Annotated in this window: 15 protein-coding genes; 8 read left to right on the forward strand and 7 right to left on the reverse strand. The window is 60.9% G+C overall.

The window, feature by feature from the left end:
* Positions 1-57: 57 nt before the first annotated feature.
* Positions 58-1,428 (reverse strand): ethanolamine permease, encoded by a 1,371-nt coding sequence (gene eat, locus ACEN8R_RS27725; protein ID WP_018925736.1) that lies wholly within the window; start codon positions 1,426-1,428, stop codon positions 58-60.
* Positions 1,429-1,647: 219 nt separating this feature from the next.
* Positions 1,648-3,168 carry an acetaldehyde dehydrogenase ExaC gene (exaC, locus tag ACEN8R_RS27730; protein ID WP_018925737.1) on the reverse strand — a complete coding sequence of 507 codons (1,521 nt, stop codon included), beginning with the start codon at positions 3,166-3,168 and terminating at the stop codon, positions 1,648-1,650.
* 452 nt (positions 3,169-3,620) lie between these two features.
* On the opposite strand from exaC, the gene ACEN8R_RS27735 reads away from it, so the two are divergent.
* The 4 genes from ACEN8R_RS27735 to ACEN8R_RS27750 all read left to right on the forward strand — a co-directional run bounded on the left by ACEN8R_RS27735 (position 3,621) and on the right by ACEN8R_RS27750 (position 7,930).
* Entirely contained in the window at positions 3,621-5,534 is a 1,914-nt protein-coding gene (locus ACEN8R_RS27735; RefSeq protein ID WP_495624490.1) for a sigma-54-dependent Fis family transcriptional regulator, read from the forward strand.
* A 140-nt stretch (positions 5,535-5,674) separates the two neighbouring features.
* Positions 5,675-7,024: a UDP-N-acetylmuramate:L-alanyl-gamma-D-glutamyl-meso-diaminopimelate ligase gene (mpl, locus tag ACEN8R_RS27740; protein WP_258612719.1), complete on the forward strand. Its 1,350-nt coding sequence runs from the start codon at positions 5,675-5,677 to the stop codon at positions 7,022-7,024.
* Positions 7,021-7,653: a flavin prenyltransferase UbiX gene (gene ubiX, locus ACEN8R_RS27745; RefSeq protein WP_018925740.1), complete on the forward strand. Its 633-nt coding sequence runs from the start codon at positions 7,021-7,023 to the stop codon at positions 7,651-7,653. The genes mpl and ubiX overlap by 4 nt, the downstream gene beginning before the upstream one ends.
* The gene (locus ACEN8R_RS27750; protein WP_018925741.1) at positions 7,646-7,930 is read left to right on the forward strand and encodes a YceK/YidQ family lipoprotein; all 285 of its coding nucleotides are present in this window, start codon (positions 7,646-7,648) and stop codon (positions 7,928-7,930) included. The genes ubiX and ACEN8R_RS27750 overlap by 8 nt, the downstream gene beginning before the upstream one ends.
* A gap of 37 nt (positions 7,931-7,967) precedes the next feature.
* Here ACEN8R_RS27750 and ACEN8R_RS27755 read toward each other — a convergent pair whose 3' ends face one another.
* The 3 genes from ACEN8R_RS27755 to ACEN8R_RS27765 form a co-directional block, all read right to left on the reverse strand.
* On the reverse strand, positions 7,968-8,609 hold the full coding sequence (locus tag ACEN8R_RS27755; RefSeq protein ID WP_018925742.1) for an oxidoreductase: 642 nt from the start codon (positions 8,607-8,609) through the stop codon (positions 7,968-7,970).
* Between the two features lie 27 nt (positions 8,610-8,636).
* Positions 8,637-10,352: a C13 family peptidase gene (locus ACEN8R_RS27760; protein WP_018925743.1), complete on the reverse strand. Its 1,716-nt coding sequence runs from the start codon at positions 10,350-10,352 to the stop codon at positions 8,637-8,639.
* Between the two features lie 115 nt (positions 10,353-10,467).
* Positions 10,468-10,923 carry a MaoC family dehydratase gene (locus ACEN8R_RS27765; RefSeq protein WP_018925744.1) on the reverse strand — a complete coding sequence of 152 codons (456 nt, stop codon included), beginning with the start codon at positions 10,921-10,923 and terminating at the stop codon, positions 10,468-10,470.
* A 188-nt stretch (positions 10,924-11,111) separates the two neighbouring features.
* Between ACEN8R_RS27765 and ACEN8R_RS27770 the strand changes: the two genes are divergently transcribed.
* Genes ACEN8R_RS27770 through ACEN8R_RS27780 form a run of 3 tightly spaced genes read left to right on the forward strand, consistent with a single transcriptional unit; the run spans position 11,112 to position 12,788 of the window.
* Positions 11,112-11,474 carry a CidA/LrgA family protein gene (locus tag ACEN8R_RS27770; protein WP_495624491.1) on the forward strand — a complete coding sequence of 121 codons (363 nt, stop codon included), beginning with the start codon at positions 11,112-11,114 and terminating at the stop codon, positions 11,472-11,474.
* Positions 11,471-12,187 (forward strand): LrgB family protein, encoded by a 717-nt coding sequence (locus ACEN8R_RS27775; RefSeq protein WP_018925746.1) that lies wholly within the window; start codon positions 11,471-11,473, stop codon positions 12,185-12,187. The genes ACEN8R_RS27770 and ACEN8R_RS27775 overlap by 4 nt, the downstream gene beginning before the upstream one ends.
* Positions 12,188-12,197: 10 nt before the next feature.
* The gene (locus ACEN8R_RS27780) at positions 12,198-12,788 is read left to right on the forward strand and encodes an LON peptidase substrate-binding domain-containing protein (RefSeq protein ID WP_018925747.1); all 591 of its coding nucleotides are present in this window, start codon (positions 12,198-12,200) and stop codon (positions 12,786-12,788) included.
* A gap of 46 nt (positions 12,789-12,834) precedes the next feature.
* On the opposite strand, the gene ACEN8R_RS27785 is transcribed toward ACEN8R_RS27780, so the two are convergent.
* Both ACEN8R_RS27785 and ACEN8R_RS27790 read right to left on the reverse strand, forming a co-directional pair.
* Entirely contained in the window at positions 12,835-14,151 is a 1,317-nt protein-coding gene (locus ACEN8R_RS27785) for a bifunctional DedA family/phosphatase PAP2 family protein (RefSeq protein ID WP_495624492.1), read from the reverse strand.
* Positions 14,152-14,251: 100 nt separating this feature from the next.
* Positions 14,252-14,950 carry a DNA-3-methyladenine glycosylase gene (locus ACEN8R_RS27790; RefSeq protein WP_018925749.1) on the reverse strand — a complete coding sequence of 233 codons (699 nt, stop codon included), beginning with the start codon at positions 14,948-14,950 and terminating at the stop codon, positions 14,252-14,254.
* A gap of 442 nt (positions 14,951-15,392) precedes the next feature.
* Between ACEN8R_RS27790 and ACEN8R_RS27795 the strand changes: the two genes are divergently transcribed.
* Positions 15,393-16,664, forward strand: coding sequence for a glutamate-5-semialdehyde dehydrogenase (locus tag ACEN8R_RS27795; protein WP_026286381.1), 1,272 nt, complete (start codon positions 15,393-15,395; stop codon positions 16,662-16,664).

Below are 16,664 nucleotides of genomic sequence, written 5' to 3' on the forward strand. Positions count from 1 at the left end.
GGTTCTGGTGCACTTCAATAGGGCAGGCGCCGGGAGTCAGCCCGGCGCCGGTGCATTTCAGACGCCTTCGAGCATCGAATCTGCCGGCGCATCGGCGCGTTGCTTGGCGGTCAGTTGGAAATACAGGTAACCGGCCACCATGAAACCGAGGAACACACAGCCGATCAGCGCGTTGAACCAGGCCATCGCCACCAGGCACACCACCGCCAGAAACAGCGCGATCCCCGGTACGACCGGGTAGCCCGGCGCGCGGAAGGTGCGCTCCAGGTTGGGTTCGGTTTTACGCAGTTTGAACAGGCTCAGCATACTGATGATGTACATCACGATGGCGCCGAATACCGACATGGTGATCATTGCAGCCGTCAGCGTCATGCCTTGCAGGTTGACCAGGCCGTCGCTGTAGATCGCAGCGATACCGATCACGCCGCCCGCCAGGATCGCCCGGTGCGGGGTCTGGAAGCGCGACAGTTTGGCCAGGGAGGCCGGCAGGTAACCGGCGCGAGCCAGGGCGAAGAACTGCCGCGAATAACCCAGAATGATCCCGTGGAAGCTCGCCACCAGGCCAAACAGACCGATCCACACCAACATGTGCATCCAGCTCGAGTTGTTGCCGACCACGGCTTTCATCGCCTGAGGCAGTGGATCGTTGATGTTCGACAGTTGGCGCCAGTCGCCTACACCGCCGGCCATGACCATCACGCCGATGGCGAGGAACACCAGGGTCAGAATGCCGCTGACGTAAGCCTTGGGAATCGTGCGTTTCGGGTCCTTGGCCTCTTCGGCGGCCATGGCTGCGCCTTCAATGGCGAGGAAAAACCAGATCGCGAACGGGATGGCCGCAAAGATGCCGGGAATCGAGGCCATGCTGAATTCGTTGGCGCCCGACCAGCCGTTGAGCACGAAGTTACTGAAGCTGAAGCCCGGTGCGACCACACCCATGAACACCAGCAATTCGGCGACGGCAAGCACAGTGACCACCAGTTCGAAGGTGGCCGCGATGCTCACGCCGAGGATATTCAGGGTCATGAACACGAAATAGGCGCCAACAGCGGCGATCTTCGGGTCCAGTTCCGGGTATTGCACATTGAGGTAGGCGCCGATGGCCATGGCAATTGCCGGTGGCGCAAAGACGAACTCGATCAGGGTGGCGATGCCGGCGATCAGTCCGCCTCGCTCGCCGAAGGCTCGGCGGCTGTAGGCAAACGGCCCGCCAGCGTGGGGAATGGCGGTGGTCAATTCGGTGAAACTGAAAATGAAGCAGGTGTACATCGTCGCCACCATCAATGCGGTGACGAGAAAACCCAGGGTACCTGCGGTGCCCCAGCCATAACTCCAGCCGAAATACTCGCCGGAAATCACCAGGCCGACGGCAATGCCCCATAGATGCAGGGTGCCGAGTGTGGGTTTGAGCTGTGTAGTAGAAGTCATAGGTCCTCTCTGCGTAGTAGAAGTCATAAGTCCTCTCTGTCTTTTTTATTGTTTGATTTGTTGGACTTTCGGGTATGGCATTCAGTGTGTAGAGCGGGAATGCAAAGCCAATGCCAGACCGGCAGAGCGATGAAGGAGGCGTTTAAGGGCACCATCGCGGGCTTGCCCGCGATGGCCTTCTGAAGGGCGACACAGAAATACCTGTATCGCCCCCGGTTTTTAGAAGAAGCCCAACGGGTTGATGTCGTAGCTCACCAGCAGGTTTTTGGTCTGCTGATAGTGATCGAGCATCATTTTGTGGGTTTCACGGCCGACGCCGGACTTTTTGTAACCACCGAACGCGGCGTGTGCCGGGTACAGGTGGTAGCAGTTGGTCCACACGCGACCGGCCTTGATGGCGCGGCCCACGCGGTAGGCGCGGTTGATGTCGCGGGTCCAGAGGCCGGCACCCAGGCCGAACTCGGTGTCGTTGGCGATGGCCAGGGCTTCGGCTTCGTCCTTGAAGGTGGTGATGCTCACCACCGGGCCGAAGATTTCTTCCTGGAACACGCGCATTTTGTTGGTGCCCTTGAGCAGGGTCGGCTGGATGTAATACCCGGTCGCCAGGCTGCCCTCGAGTTTTTCCACCTTGCCACCGGTCAGCAGCTCGGCGCCTTCGCCCTTGGCGATGTCCAGGTACGAAAGGATTTTGTCGAATTGCTGCTCGGACGCCTGGGCGCCGACCATGGTGTCGGTGTCCAGCGGGTCGCCACGCTTGATCTGCAGGACTTTTTTCATGACAACTTCCATGAACTCGTCGTAGATCGACTCCTGTACCAGGGCGCGGGACGGGCAGGTGCAAACTTCGCCCTGGTTGAAGAATGCCAGCACCAGACCTTCAGCGGCTTTCTCGATGAAGGACGGTTCGGCCTGCATGACGTCTTCGAAGAAGATATTCGGCGACTTGCCTCCCAGCTCCACGGTGGATGGAATGATGTTTTCGGCGGCGCATTTCATGATGTGCGAGCCGACTGGAGTCGAACCGGTGAAGGCGATTTTGGCGATGCGTTTGCTGGTGGCCAGGGCCTCACCGGCTTCTTTGCCGAAGCCTTGCACCACGTTGAGCACGCCAGGTGGCAGCAGGTCGCCGATCAGCTCCATCAGCACAGTAATGCCCAGCGGGGTTTGCTCGGCAGGTTTGAGGACAATGCAGTTGCCGGCGGCCAGGGCCGGAGCGAGTTTCCAGGCGGCCATCAGAATCGGGAAGTTCCACGGGATGATCTGCCCGACCACGCCCAGCGGCTCATGGATGTGATAGGCCACAGTATTGCCGTCAATCTCGGCGGCGCTGCCTTCCTGGGCGCGGATGCAACCGGCGAAATAGCGGAAATGGTCGGCGGCCAGCGGGATGTCGGCGTTGAGGGTTTCACGCACGGCCTTGCCGTTGTCCCAGGATTCGGTGATCGCCAGCAGTTCCAGGTTCTGTTCGATGCGATCGGCGATTTTCAGCAGCACCAGCGAGCGTGCCTGGGCGGACGTGGCGCCCCAGGCATCGGCGGCGGCATGGGCGGCGTCCAGGGCTTTTTCGATGTCTTCGGCAGTGGAGCGCGGGAATTCGGCAATCGGTTGGCCGTTGACCGGCGAAGTATTGGTGAAGTACTGACCTTTGACAGGCGCGACGAACTCGCCGCCGATGTAGTTACCGTATTTGCTCTTGAACGAAACGATAGCGCCTTCAGTACCGGGGTGAGCGTAACGCATGATGGGTTTCTCCTTGGCTTTTGTGCTTATAAGGGAGGACGCGCCAGAGCGCGGTAACAAGCGTAGAGCAAAGGTTGGGCCACCGCCTCGCAAGTCAGTTAAATCAAGGGCTTGTGTATTTTTTGTCGGACGGCTGGGCGGTGCTTGTGACGCTTGCGGTACAACCCGTGTGACACTTTGTACCGCTTGTGGCACAGCCTGTGACCGATGGGTCTTGTCAGCATTGCAATGCGTCGATGGCTGGAGGATGCTGGGCCTCAAATGGCCCACAGGTAATCCTCTGTGGCGAGGGAGCTTGCTCCCGCTTGGCTGCAAAGCAGTCCAGAAATGTCTGCCGGTCATGATTTTTGGCGAGCGCTTCGCACTCGAGCGGGAGCAAGCTCCCTCGCCACAAGGTGTGTGCCAGCCCCTTAAAGAGGGTTCAGCACAGCCCTCTGGGAGAATAATAAGAAATGCACGACAACCATTTGAGTCGCCATGCCCAGCAAGTGTTGACCGTGACCCAGGGTAAGTCCCACCTGCACGGTCCCGGCAGCGATCCGTCTATTGCCCGCTCCTGGCTGCGTTGCCTTGAGGACTATCACCTCGACCCGGCCCTGACCATGGCGCCGACGGTGCTGGAACATGGACGTCTCCTGGAAAGCCGCGAACGTTTGCAGCAAGTGCTGCAGATCGCCGGCAACGAAATGACCAGCCTCCACCAGCAACTCTCCGGCGCCGGCCACGCAGTGTTGCTGACCGACGCTCGCGGGGTGATCCTCAACTGCGTCACCGCGCCCGCCGAACGGAAGATTTTCGAACGCGCAGGCCTTTGGCTTGGCGCCGACTGGAGCGAAGCCTGCGAAGGTACCAACGGCATCGGCACCTGCCTGGTGGAGCGCCAGTCCCTGACCATTCACCAGGATGAACACTTTCGTGGCCGCCACACCGGCCTGACCTGCTCGGCAAGCCCGGTGTTCGACCCTCATGGTGAACTGTTGGCGGTGCTTGACGTGTCTTCGGCGCGTCATGAGGTTTCGCGGCAGAGCCAGTTTCACACCATGGCCCTGGTCAATCTGTCGGCGAAGATGATCGAGAGCTGTTATTTCCTGCGTTACTTCGACAATCAATGGCTGCTGCGTTTTCACTTGCAGGCCGAATCCGTCGGACTGTTCAGCGAAGGGCTGCTGGCGTTCGACGGGGAAGGGCGGATCTGTGCGGTCAACCAGAGCGCGCTGAATTTGCTGGGGCATATTCGTGGCGGCCTGTTGGGCCAGCCGGTGGAGGCGTTTTTCGACTGCTCGCTGAATGAGTTGCTCGGCCGCGCGAGCGCCAATGCCAGCGCCAGTTGGCCGTTGCGCACCCGCGACGGGCGGCGGCTGTTTGCTGTATTGCGTGGGCAGCCGCGCAGCATTCCTGCACCGGTGGTGCAAAGCCCGGCAGTGGCCGAGCGTCCACGGCTGTCGGGTATTTGCCTGGGCGATGCCGCGTTGCAGGAAGACTTCCGCAAGGCCTTGCGGGTGTTCGAACGGGACGTGCCGTTGCTGATCAACGGCGAAACCGGCTCAGGCAAGGAGGCTTTCGCCAAGGCCGTGCATCAGGCCAGTCAACGGGCGGAAAAATCGTTCGTCGCCCTCAATTGCGCGGCGATCCCCGAAAGCCTGATCGAAAGCGAGTTGTTCGGCTATCGCGGCGGCAGCTTCACCGGTGCCCGCAAGGAGGGCATGCGTGGCAAGTTGCAGCAGGCCGATGGCGGAACTTTATTCCTGGATGAAATCGGTGACATGCCGCTGAGCATGCAGACCCGGCTATTAAGGGTGCTGGAAGACCGTCAGGTGGTGCCGATTGGCGGCGAGCCGGAATCGGTCAATGTGCGGATCATCAGCGCCACTCACCGTAACCTGCTCGAAAGGGTGCAGGACGGCAGTTTCCGCGAGGATTTATATTACCGGCTCAATGGGCTGGAAGTCGCATTGCCAGCGTTGCGCGAGCGCACGGATAAATCACAGCTGCTCGACTTTCTGTTGGCCGAAGAGGCGGGCGGGGAGGCGGTATTGATTGATGCAGCGGCGCGGCAGGCCTTGCTGGATTTTGCCTGGCCGGGGAACGTGCGGCAGTTGCGCAATGTGCTGCGGACCCTGGCGGCGTTGTGTGACGGCGGTCGGATCGGGCTGGAAGATTTGCCGGCGATGATTCGTCAGGTCCGGCCGGTGACGGTGGCGACGATTGAAGCGCCGTCCGAGTATCCGCTGGACGATGCCGAGCGGTTGGCGTTGCTCAACGCACTGGAACAGCAGCGCTGGCACATGACCCACACCGCCGAACAGTTGGGTGTGAGCCGCAATACCCTCTACCGGAAGCTGCGCAAACACGGCATCGCACGATAGCCGTTTTTGTGGCGAGGGGGCTTGCTCCCTCGCCACAAAAAAATGCGCTCGATCAGCCAGGCGGTTGTGTCACGTTCAGCTAAAGAGTGCGATTTTCCCCTCCCTACGCTAACCTGCGGCCATGTTTTACGAGGTCGACTATGCACATTCATATTCTTGGTATTTGCGGCACTTTCATGGGTTCGATGGCGGTTCTGGCCAAAGAGCTAGGCCATCATGTGACCGGCTCCGATGCCAACGTCTATCCGCCGATGAGCACTCAGCTGCAAGCCCAGGGCATTGAGTTGACGCAAGGTTACGACCCGGCGCAGCTCGATCCGGCCCCGGACCTGGTGGTGATCGGCAATGCCATGTCCCGCGGCAACCCTGCGGTCGAGTACGTGTTGAACAAAGGCCTGCCGTACGTCTCCGGCCCGCAATGGCTGGCCGATCACGTGCTGCAAGGCCGCTGGGTGCTGGCGGTTGCCGGCACGCATGGCAAAACCACTACCAGCAGCATGCTCGCCTGGGTCCTGGAACACGCCGGCATGAGCCCGGGTTTCCTGATCGGCGGAGTGCCGCAGAATTTCTCGGTGTCGGCGCGTCTGGGCGATACGCCGTTCTTCGTGATTGAAGCCGACGAATACGACAGCGCATTCTTCGACAAGCGCTCCAAGTTCGTTCACTACCGCCCGCGCACGGCGATCCTGAACAATCTGGAGTTCGATCACGCGGACATCTTCCCTGATCTGGCGGCCATCGAGCGACAGTTCCACCATTTGGTGCGGACCATTCCGAGCGAAGGCCTAGTGATCCATCCGACCACCGAGCCGGCCTTGCAGCGCGTGATCGAGATGGGCTGCTGGACTCCGGTGCAAACCACCGGCGCCGGCGGTCAATGGCAGGTCAAACTGCTCAGTGAAGATGGCTCGAAGTTCGAAGTGATGTTCGAAGGCGTGGCTCAAGGCGTGGTCGAGTGGGACATGACCGGTCAGCACAACGTCGCCAACGCCTTGGCCACCTTGGCCGCCGCGCGTCACGTCGGCGTCGTGCCGTCGATGGGCATCGCGGCACTGAGCGCGTTCAGAAGCGTGAAGCGCCGGATGGAAAAAGTTGCGGAAGTCCGTGGCATCACCATTTACGACGACTTCGCCCACCACCCGACCGCCATCGCCACCACCCTCGACGGTTTGCGCAAGCGCATCGGCGATGCGCCGCTGATCGCGATCATCGAGCCGCGCTCCAACTCCATGAAGCTCGGTGCTCACCGCGATGGCTTGCCGGAAAGCGTGGTCGATGCCGATCAGGTGATCTGGTATTCGCCGGCCAACCTCGGTTGGGACCTGGGTGCCACGGCGGCATTGTGCACCGTGCCGTCGATTGTCAGCGATTCGCTGGAAGGCATCATCGAGCGCGTGAAGAGCCAGGCCCAGCCCGGCACTCACGTGGTAATCATGAGCAACGGCGGCTTCGGCGGCCTGCACGGCAAACTGGCCGAGGCGCTGCAATGAACAACGGTCCGGAACGCATCACGCTGGCGATGACCGGCGCTTCGGGCGCCCAGTACGGCTTGCGCCTGCTTGATTGCCTGGTGCGTGAAGACCGCGAGGTGCACTTCCTGATTTCCAAGGCCGCGCAACTGGTGATGGCCACCGAGACCGATGTCTCGCTGCCGTCCAAGCCGCAGATGATGCAAGCCTTCCTCACTGAATACACCGGCGCCGCCACCGGGCAGATTCGGGTGTACGGCAAGGAAGACTGGATGTCGCCGGTGGCTTCGGGCTCCGGCTCGCCAGCGGCGATGGTGGTGGTACCGTGTTCCACCGGGACCTTGTCGGCGATCGCGACCGGGGCCTGCAACAACTTGATCGAGCGGGCGGCCGACGTGACGTTGAAGGAGCGCCGCCAGCTGATTCTGGTACCGCGCGAGGCGCCGTATTCGAGCATTCATCTGGAAAATATGCTCAAGCTGTCGAACATGGGTGTGACGATTCTGCCGGCATCGCCAGGCTTCTATCATCAGCCGCAAACCATTGATGACTTGATCGACTTCGTCGTGGCGCGAATTCTCAATCTGCTGAACATTCCGCAAGACATGCTACCGCGTTGGGGCGAGCACCATTTGAGCAGTGATGAATAGGCTGCTGATCATTCTGCTGGCGGTGCAACTGGCGGGCTGCGCCACGGCGCGCACCCTCGATGCCGCCAAACCCGGGGCACCGGTGGTGTATTCGGGGACGCGTCTGGATTTGTATGCAATGAACGGCGGGTGCTGCGCCATGGACAGATTTGGCGCAGAAGCGCCGAGTTATCCCGGTGTTGATCTGCCGGCCAGTGCTTTGCTCGACACACTGCTGTTGCCGTTGTCGTTGTTGACGGTTTTAGGTGTTGGGTTTCAGGCGACCGGCGGATTATAGAAGAGCGCTTCGCGCTCTATTCGCGGGCGCTGCTGGATTACTTGCCTAACTTGCGCAATTCATCCGACTCGACAATCCGTACGCCATCCTGCTCTTCCAGCGCCAGGCGCCACATGGCGCGGGCCAGTTGGCAGGCTTCGATGCCGTGGTATTTGCCCGGAATCAATTTCGACAACGGACCGGCAACCCGTTCGGCCAGTCGCGGCTCGGCGCGATCGCCCAGCAACAGCGAAGGCCGGCAGATGGTCAGCTGCGGCCAATTCTGCGCGCGCAATGCGTGTTCCATCTCACCTTTAACCCGGTTATAGAAAATCGGCGATCTGCGGTCGGCCCCCAAGGCACTGATCACGATCAGGTGCCGTGCGCCCATTTCCCGGGCACGTTTGGCGAAGGCCACGACCATGTCCAGGTCCACCGCGCGAAACGCTTCCTCGGAGCCGGCTTGCTTGATCGTGGTGCCGAGGCAGCAGTAGGCGACGTCGACGCGACCGTTCAATTGCGGCAGAAACTCCGTCGGGTCACCGACCGGGTTTTCCAGGTGAGGGTGTTCGGCCAGTGGCCGGCGTGAGGGGGCCAATACGCGTGCGATCGTTGGCTCGTTGAGCAGACGGTCAAGCAAATGTTCACCGGTTAACCCGGTAGCTCCGGCAAGCAATACATGCTGAGGCGTCAAGTACATAGTTATTCCCCCTTGATACTGTTCAGCTTAGTTGCTCTTTTCATCCTTGCTGATAGAGACACTTTGCAATGCCTTTCGTGCCTGCTGCTTGCGTAACAATTGCCAATGGGCAAGCACGGCTTTCGGCGCCCAGATCTGTGGTTCGGAAGCTTCGAAGCTGTCGGCCAGCTCACGCTCGGCCACGGTGGCGCTGGCCCGTTTGAAGGCTTGCTCCAGATCGTCGGTCTGGTTCAGCGCCTGGGCGAACAGTGCGTCGCCGAAATAGGTGAAGTTGGCTTCTTCCGAGCACCCGAAGGACACCCGGTCGGCGCGCGAGGCGGTCATGATCAGGGTGTGTTCATCCTTGAGGGCAGGGATGAAGCCGCCGGAATAACAGGACGAAATCACGATAATCTTGTCGCGCTTCTTCAGGGGCGCGAGGACGGCGGCGAGTTCGTCGGCCGGCAGGTCGGCCAGCTCCATGCGTGGCTGGTCGAGTACCAGCTCGTGTTCACTGGAGCCATGGCTGGTCAGGTAAATGAACAGCAAGTCCTCCGGACCACTGCGCTCGGCCAGGGTCTGGGCGGCGCGGCGCAGGTTTTCCCGGGTGGCCATCGGCCGGTCGCCGAGGTGGTCGCGATGATTGACCAGGCGAATCTGGCCGAAAGCGCCGAAACGGCTGGCGAGCATGTTGGCGACGTAGTCGGATTCGCGCAGGAACACGCTCTGCTTGCCGTCACCGCCCAAGGTCAAGGTGTACAGTTCGACCGCCGGAGTCGAGGCCGGCACGTTGGCCAGTGCTTCGTCGAGCAAGCGGCCCTGGGCCAGCAAGCCGAGTTCCAGGGTGTCGGGCAGCAGCTTGCCGTCGGCGTCGCGCACGCGCTGGCTGTTGATCCAGGTGCCGCTCAGCACTGTGCCATCGGTCAGCACCAACGTGCCTTTGCCCTGATAGTTGTCGCCGTCGAACTGGCCGATATAGAAACTGCCATCGGCCAGGTTCAAGCGGCCCTGACCGGTAAAACGCCAGTCGCTGAACTGACCGATGTAATGACTGCCATCGGCGCCGATCAACTCGCCCTTGCCGTTCAGCACGCCTTCCTTGAACTGACCGATCCAGACATCGCCATCGGCGTTTTCGTAGCGGCCCTTGCCATGCAATTGATTGTTCTTGAACCCTCCGACGTAGATATCGCCATCGGCGCTGTTGAAAGTACCGTTGCCTTCCAGTTGGCCATCGACGAAGTGCCCGGTGAACTGATTGCCGCTGGCATCGCTGCGCTGGCCTTCGCCGTTGGGTTTGCCGTGGGCGAACTGACCCTGGTACTGGCTGCCGTCTTCGAGTTCCAGACGACCGAGCCCTGAATATTGGTCGGCCTTGAATTCGCCACGATAGGTCATGGCGTTTTCTTTGAGGGTGCCTTCACCATCCCGTCGACCGGCCTTGAAACCGCCGGTGTAGCTGCTGCCGGTGGTGGTCAGCGTGCCCTGGCCGTCGAACAGCCCCTGCTGGAACTGCCCGCGATAGACCTCACCGTTGCTGCCGTGCCATTCGCCCTGGCCATGCCATTGGCCTTTGTCGAAGTGACCGGCATACCAGCTGCCGTTCGGGTAATCGATGCGACCCTCGCCTTGCAGCAGGCCGTTGACCAGATCACCACGATAGCGTCCGCCGTCCGGCAGGCGGGCGTCGGGGGGCAACAGCGATTCGCCATCGCCGCAAGCGGTGAGCATCAGGGTCAGGGCAAGGAGTGCAAGTGAGCGCATAGCGGGATCCGGGCAATTAGGCGACGGAGTATGCCGCAGCTATGTGTCGCATTTATAGAGACACGGCACAGACACAGCGCGAAACAGCATGAGCTGCTTCGCAATCAGGCATGTGTCAGACGAAGCAGAGGGACAATGGCTCGGCGATATAGGCCGGTTTGTCCGATCCTTCGATTTCAAGCGTAGCGGTGGCCTTGAGCAGCCATTGGCCGGGTTTCTTCTCGGTGACGTCGTTCATGTCGACCTTGAGTCGAACCCTGGAATTAACCTTCACAGGCTGGATGAAACGCACGCTGTCCAGGCCATAGTTGACCACCATCTTCGCGCCTTCGGGCAGGATGAGGATGTCTTCCATCAGTTTGGGGATCAGCGACAACGACAGGAAACCATGGGCGATGGTGCTGCCAAAAGGCGTTTGCGCGGCTTTGACCGGGTCGACATGGATGAACTGATAATCGCCTGTGGCTTCTGCGAACAGGTTGATGCGTTCCTGGTCGATGGTGAGCCATTGGGAACATCCGAGTTCCTTGCCGACATAATCTTTGAGCTCTGCAACTGGAACATAGGGCATTGAGACTCTCCTTGGGTTCATCGGATTTATAGTTTTTCGAGTGGGGGACTTGACCTCCCTGCGAACCACTTTAGATCAACATGACAAATTGCTCCGGTCAACTGACCATGCTTTTGGCGAATGCCGACTCATAGCGTGCTTATAATGTCGGGCCCCTTCTTGGTGGGGGAGAGCGCGGGAGAGGATGGATGTTGTTACGTGGCCTGACCTGGCTGGTGCTGTTTCAATTGCTCGGCACAGCCCTCAATCATCTGTTTTTGCCGGTGCTGCCGGGGCCGATCATTGGCCTGCTGTTGCTGCTGGTGTATCTGATCAGCCGCGGTCAAGTCGGCGAACCGCTGAACCTTGCGGCCAGCAGCCTGCTGCGTTATTTGCCGTTGCTGCTGGTGCCGCCGGCCGTGGGCGTGATGGTCTACGCCACTGACATTGCCGCGGATTTCTGGGCGATCACCGGTGCGCTAGTGTTGTCGTTGGTGCTGTCGATGGCCTTCGCCGGGGTGCTGATGCAGCGCCTGGTCAAGCGTCACTCCCATTCCGAGGACAGCCAATGATGTTCGATTGGCACGGCGCCTGGGCGTCGGTGATTCATCATCCGTTGTTCGGCATCGGCATTACGCTGGGCGCGTATCAATTGGTGCTGGCGGCGTTCGAGAAAACCCGCTGGATTTTTCTGCAACCGGTGCTGGTCTCCATGCTGCTGGTCATCGGCGTGCTGGTCAGTTGCGGCCTGAGTTACGTTGAGTACCGCAAGAGCACCGAGATCCTCAGTATCTTGCTCGGGCCGGCCACCGTTGCGCTGGCGGTGCCGCTGTACCTCAACCTGCGGCGGATTCGACAGTTGTTCTGGCCGATATTTACTACGCTGGTGATAGGTGGCGTGGTCGCCACGGGCATGGGGGTGCTGCTGGGTTGGTGGTTCGGCGCCGAACACATGATCCTGATGACCATGGCCCCCAAGTCGGTGACCTCGCCGATTGCCATGCTGGTGGCGGAGCAGATTGGTGGCGTCGCGGCGCTGGCGGCGGTGTTCGTGTTGATTACCGGGGTGATCGGAGCGATCTTCGGGCCGAGTCTTTTGACTCGTCTCGGTGTCCACAGCCCGGAGGCCCGCGGTATGGCTCTGGGCATGACCGCCCATGCGGTCGGCACGGCGGTGGCCATGCAGGAAAGTGAGGAGTGCGGCGCCTTCGCGGCGCTGGCGATGAGTCTGATGGGCGTGGCCACGGCGGTATTCCTGCCGTTGGCGGTGTCGATGGTGGTGTAAGGAAATGTCTATGAGTCTGCCGCTTTTTCCGCTGAACACGGTGCTGTTTCCGGACTGCATCCTCGACTTGCAGATTTTCGAAGCACGCTACCTGGACATGATCGGCCGTTGCATGAAACAGGGCAGCGGCTTCGGCGTGGTGTGCATTCTCGAGGGCGAAGAAGTCGGCATCGCTCCTGAAGGCTACGCGCGGGTGGGGTGCGAGGCGCTGATCACCGATTTCCATCAGCAGGACAACGGCCTGCTGGGCATTCGGGTAAAGGGCGGGCGGCGTTTTCACGTGGTGCGCACCGAGGTGCAGCGCGACCAGTTGATCGTCGCCGAAGTCGAGTGGCTCAAAGATGAACCTGAGCAACCGCTACAGGATGAAGATGCCGACCTGGTCGCGCTGCTCAAGGCCTTGGCGGAACACCCGATGGTCGAAGCACTGAGCATGGGCACCGAAGCGACGGGGCAACAGTCGCTGGCCAATCAGTTGGCGTATCTGTTGCCGTTTTCCGAGGTGGACAAGATCGACTTGCTGCAACTCGATGATCCGCAGCAACGGCTGGATGCGATTCAGGCGTTGCTGGATGAACTGCAGGGTGAGTTGTTTGCCTGATGTCCACTGAAAGATCGCAGCCGCTACAGGTGCGATCTTTCAATCCTCAATATGCATACCGCAACAAAGCTTGCGGCAAATGCCGCAACACAAAGAAGCCGAACAACGCCAGCAACGACGGCAACACCAGCCACCAGACCTTGGGTGGCATGGCGTTGAGCGGCACCTGGCGTTGCGTCAGCCACAGGTTCGCCGCACACATGCATGCCGCCAGCATCGCACCGGCCAGTACATCGGTAGGCCAGTGCGCCCCCAGGTAAACCCGCGACAGGGCAATCGCCAGCGCCGGCAAACAACCCAGCAACAACCAGGTCAGGCGCATTCGCGGCGGTTGTCCGCGGCCAGCCAGCACCGCTAGCGTCAGAAACAGCGCGAACGAGCCCGAGGCGTGGCCGCTGGGCATGCTGTAGCTGGTCAGTGGATCGCTCAGCACTTCCGGGCGAATGCGGGCGAAAAAGTGCTTGGTTGCCGTGTTGCCCAGCGCGGTGAAAAGCAACGTGCTGCCGGCGAAGATCGCGTGCCGCCATTGTCGCGTCAGCAACAGCAGGGCCGTCAACAGGGCGCTGATCATAAACATGTTGCGGAATTCGCCGATCAGCGTGAACACCACCGCCACTTCATCGAGCGTCGGGCTGCGGTGTTCCTGCACCAGGGTCATCAGCCCTTGGTCGAGGGCCGTCAGGTGCGGATAGCCGATGAACAGTCCCGCCAGAATTAGAAAACTCATGCCGGTGATCAGCATCGTCGCCTTGCGATGGCGGCGCATGCTGCTGGTAATGCTCAAACCCACCATGACGGCGATGCTGCCGGCAACGATCCCGGCCTCGGGCCAGAACCCTTCGGGCAATGGCAAGCGAATCGCCGCGCCGGTGGCCCAGCCGGGTATCAGATAGGCAACGCTCCAGCCCGCGGCAGCCAACAGGCTGACGGCGGCGAAGCGGGGGAAGGGCATGTCGAACATTCCTGCGACCATCGGCAGCATTGGTCGCAACGGGCCGATAAAGCGTCCGACTAACAGGCTGGCAATGCCATAACGCTGAAAATACGCTTCGGCCCCGGCGATCCATTCCGGATGATGGCGCAACCCCGGCAGGCGCCGGATGTTCTGGTGGAAATGTCGCCCCAGGAAATACGAAACGATGTCGCCCAGCACGCCGCCGAGGAAACCCAGCAGCAATGTTTCACCCAGCGACAGCGCGCCACTGCCGGCCAGTACTGCCACGGCAAACAACAACACCGTACCGGGTACGATCAGTCCGGCAATCGCCAGGCACTCCACACACGCCACTACGAACACTGCCATGGCCAGCCACTGCGGATTGACCGTCAGCCAACCGATCACGCTATCGAGCCATGGGCCCATAAAAACAACTCCATCGAATGTTCACTTGGCCCCAAAGGGATGAATCTCCCAAATGCTGAACGACCGCTCCCACTGGGATTCCCGTTTGCCCGGGCACGTTTCAAGTCAGCAAAAAATAATCACGCCCTTCGACCTGACCCCGACGCATCGGATTGCGAGTGCAGTACGGCGCGTAAGCCGCATCGACGAAACGGTACATTAAATGTTCGTCGCGCCCCTGGGGGATGCCCAGGCGTGTGGTCTGGATGATGTGGCCGGGCGCAGGCCCGATGTCTTCCACCAGCAGCACTTCATGGTCAAAGCGCTTGGCGTCCCAGACCGGCACCTTCAGCCCCAGCGCCTTGCACAGCAACGTCTGTCCGGCGCACAGCTTTTGTGAGGGGCGAGGGCGGCCCTGGGCGTCGGGATTGTTCAGCAGCATCTGCGCCAGGCTGGCTGGCCCGCTCAGTTCATCGACCCATGGATAGGCGGATTTGATCAGCACCGCATTGCCCGGACCTTGGGCACTGAAGTTCAGGGAATCGCCGCCGCGGGCGTAATACATATAAATGTGGCCGCCATCCAGAAACAAAGCCTTACGCTTTTCTGTGTAACCCAAGGAGGCGTGGCTGCCTTTTTCTTCGCAGTAATAGGCTTCGGTCTCGATAATTCGGGCGCTGAGCCACAGGTCGTCGACCCGGTGGCGGATGATTTTGCCCAGCAGATCCCGGGCCAGTGTTTGGGCATCACGGTCGAAAAATGCATCCGGCAGCGCCTTGGGCGTGCGTGTGTCGGCGGTGCGAACGGTCAGATTAGTCATGATGAACAGCGTTTATCAGGGCTGATTGAGTCGTGATGATAACAATATGCTAAGGGGGCGCTCTCAATGAGTTTCCCCGCCGCGCCGGGTCTGCTGTTGTGCAGGGCAAGGCGCGAGAAGCGTGGTTTGGTCATTCCAAATAAGCTTCGAGCAACGCAGCCCTGCACAACAGCAGGCCCGGCCCTTCGGGTTGTGCCTTAAAGCGGGCCAGGCTGCGTTGCAGGCCTTGGAAAGGGAACAACCATTCCCAGCGGCCTGCGCCTTGCCTGGCCCGCTTTAAGGCGACAACGCGGCGGGGAAACTCATTGAGAGCGCCCCCTGGTCACGGCTGAACGTCGGCAAATTGCCTTCCATTTCGACCATCCGCCCGTCACCGCTGTTAGTCCAGAGACGCGACAGCTATAATCTGCCGCTTTCCTCTTTACCAAGACCACAGCAGACCATGACTGAGTCCGTTCTTGACTACATGACCCGTTTGGGTCGCGCCGCCCGCGAAGCTTCCCGCGTGATCGGCCGTGCCAGCACCGCGCAGAAAAACCGCGCCTTGCAGGCGGCCGCCAATGCGCTGGACGCCTCCCGCGCCGAGCTGTCCGCAGCCAATGAACTGGATTTGGCCGCTGGCCGCACCAATGGTCTTGAGCCGGCCCTGCTGGAACGCCTGGCGCTGACTCCGGCGCGCATCGACGGCATGATCGTCGGTTTGCGTCAGGTCGCGGCCTTGCCGGACCCGGTCGGCGCGATCCGCGACATGAGTTACCGGCCGTCGGGCATTCAGGTCGGCAAGATGCGCGTGCCGTTGGGCGTGATCGGGATCATCTACGAGTCCCGGCCTAACGTGACCATCGATGCTGCCAGCCTGTGCCTGAAGTCCGGCAACGCGACCATCCTGCGTGGCGGCTCCGAAGCGATTCACTCCAACCGCGCCATTGCCGCCTGCATCCAGCGCGGCCTGGCCGAGGCCGATCTGCCGGCCGCGGTGGTGCAAGTCGTCGAAACCACCGACCGTGCCGCCGTCGGCGCGCTGATCACCATGCCCGAATACGTCGACGTCATCGTACCCCGTGGCGGCCGTGGCCTGATCGAACGGGTCAGCCGCGATGCCCGCGTGCCCGTCATCAAGCACCTGGACGGCATCTGTCACGTCTACGTCAGTGCCCACGCCGATCTGCCGAAAGCCCAGCGCATCGCATTCAACGCCAAGACTTACCGTTACGGCATCTGCGGCGCGATGGAAACCCTGTTGGTCGATCACGCCGTCGCCAAAGAGTTTCTGCCGGCGATGGCTGCCCAGTTCCGCGAAAAAGGCGTCGAACTGCGCGGTTGTGAGCGCACCCGGGCGATCATCGAGGCCGTCGCGGCCACCGAGGAAGACTGGACCACCGAATACCTGGCGCCAATCCTCTCGATTCGCGTGGTCGACGGGCTGGATCAGGCCATCGAGCACATCAACCAGTACGGCTCCCATCACACCGACTCGATCGTCAGCGAAAACCTGGCCGACACCCGGCGTTTCGTGGCTGAAGTCGATTCGTCCTCGGTGATGATCAACACCCCGACCTGCTTCGCCGATGGCTTCGAATACGGATTGGGTGCCGAGATTGGCATTTCTACTGATAAGCTGCACGCCCGCGGCCCGGTGGGCCTCGAAGGTCTGACCTGCGAGAAGTACATCGTGGTCGGTGACGGTCAGCTGCGCGGCCAGGAGTCGCTCTGA

It is taken from the genome of Pseudomonas sp. Pseusp15, assembly GCF_059492165.1.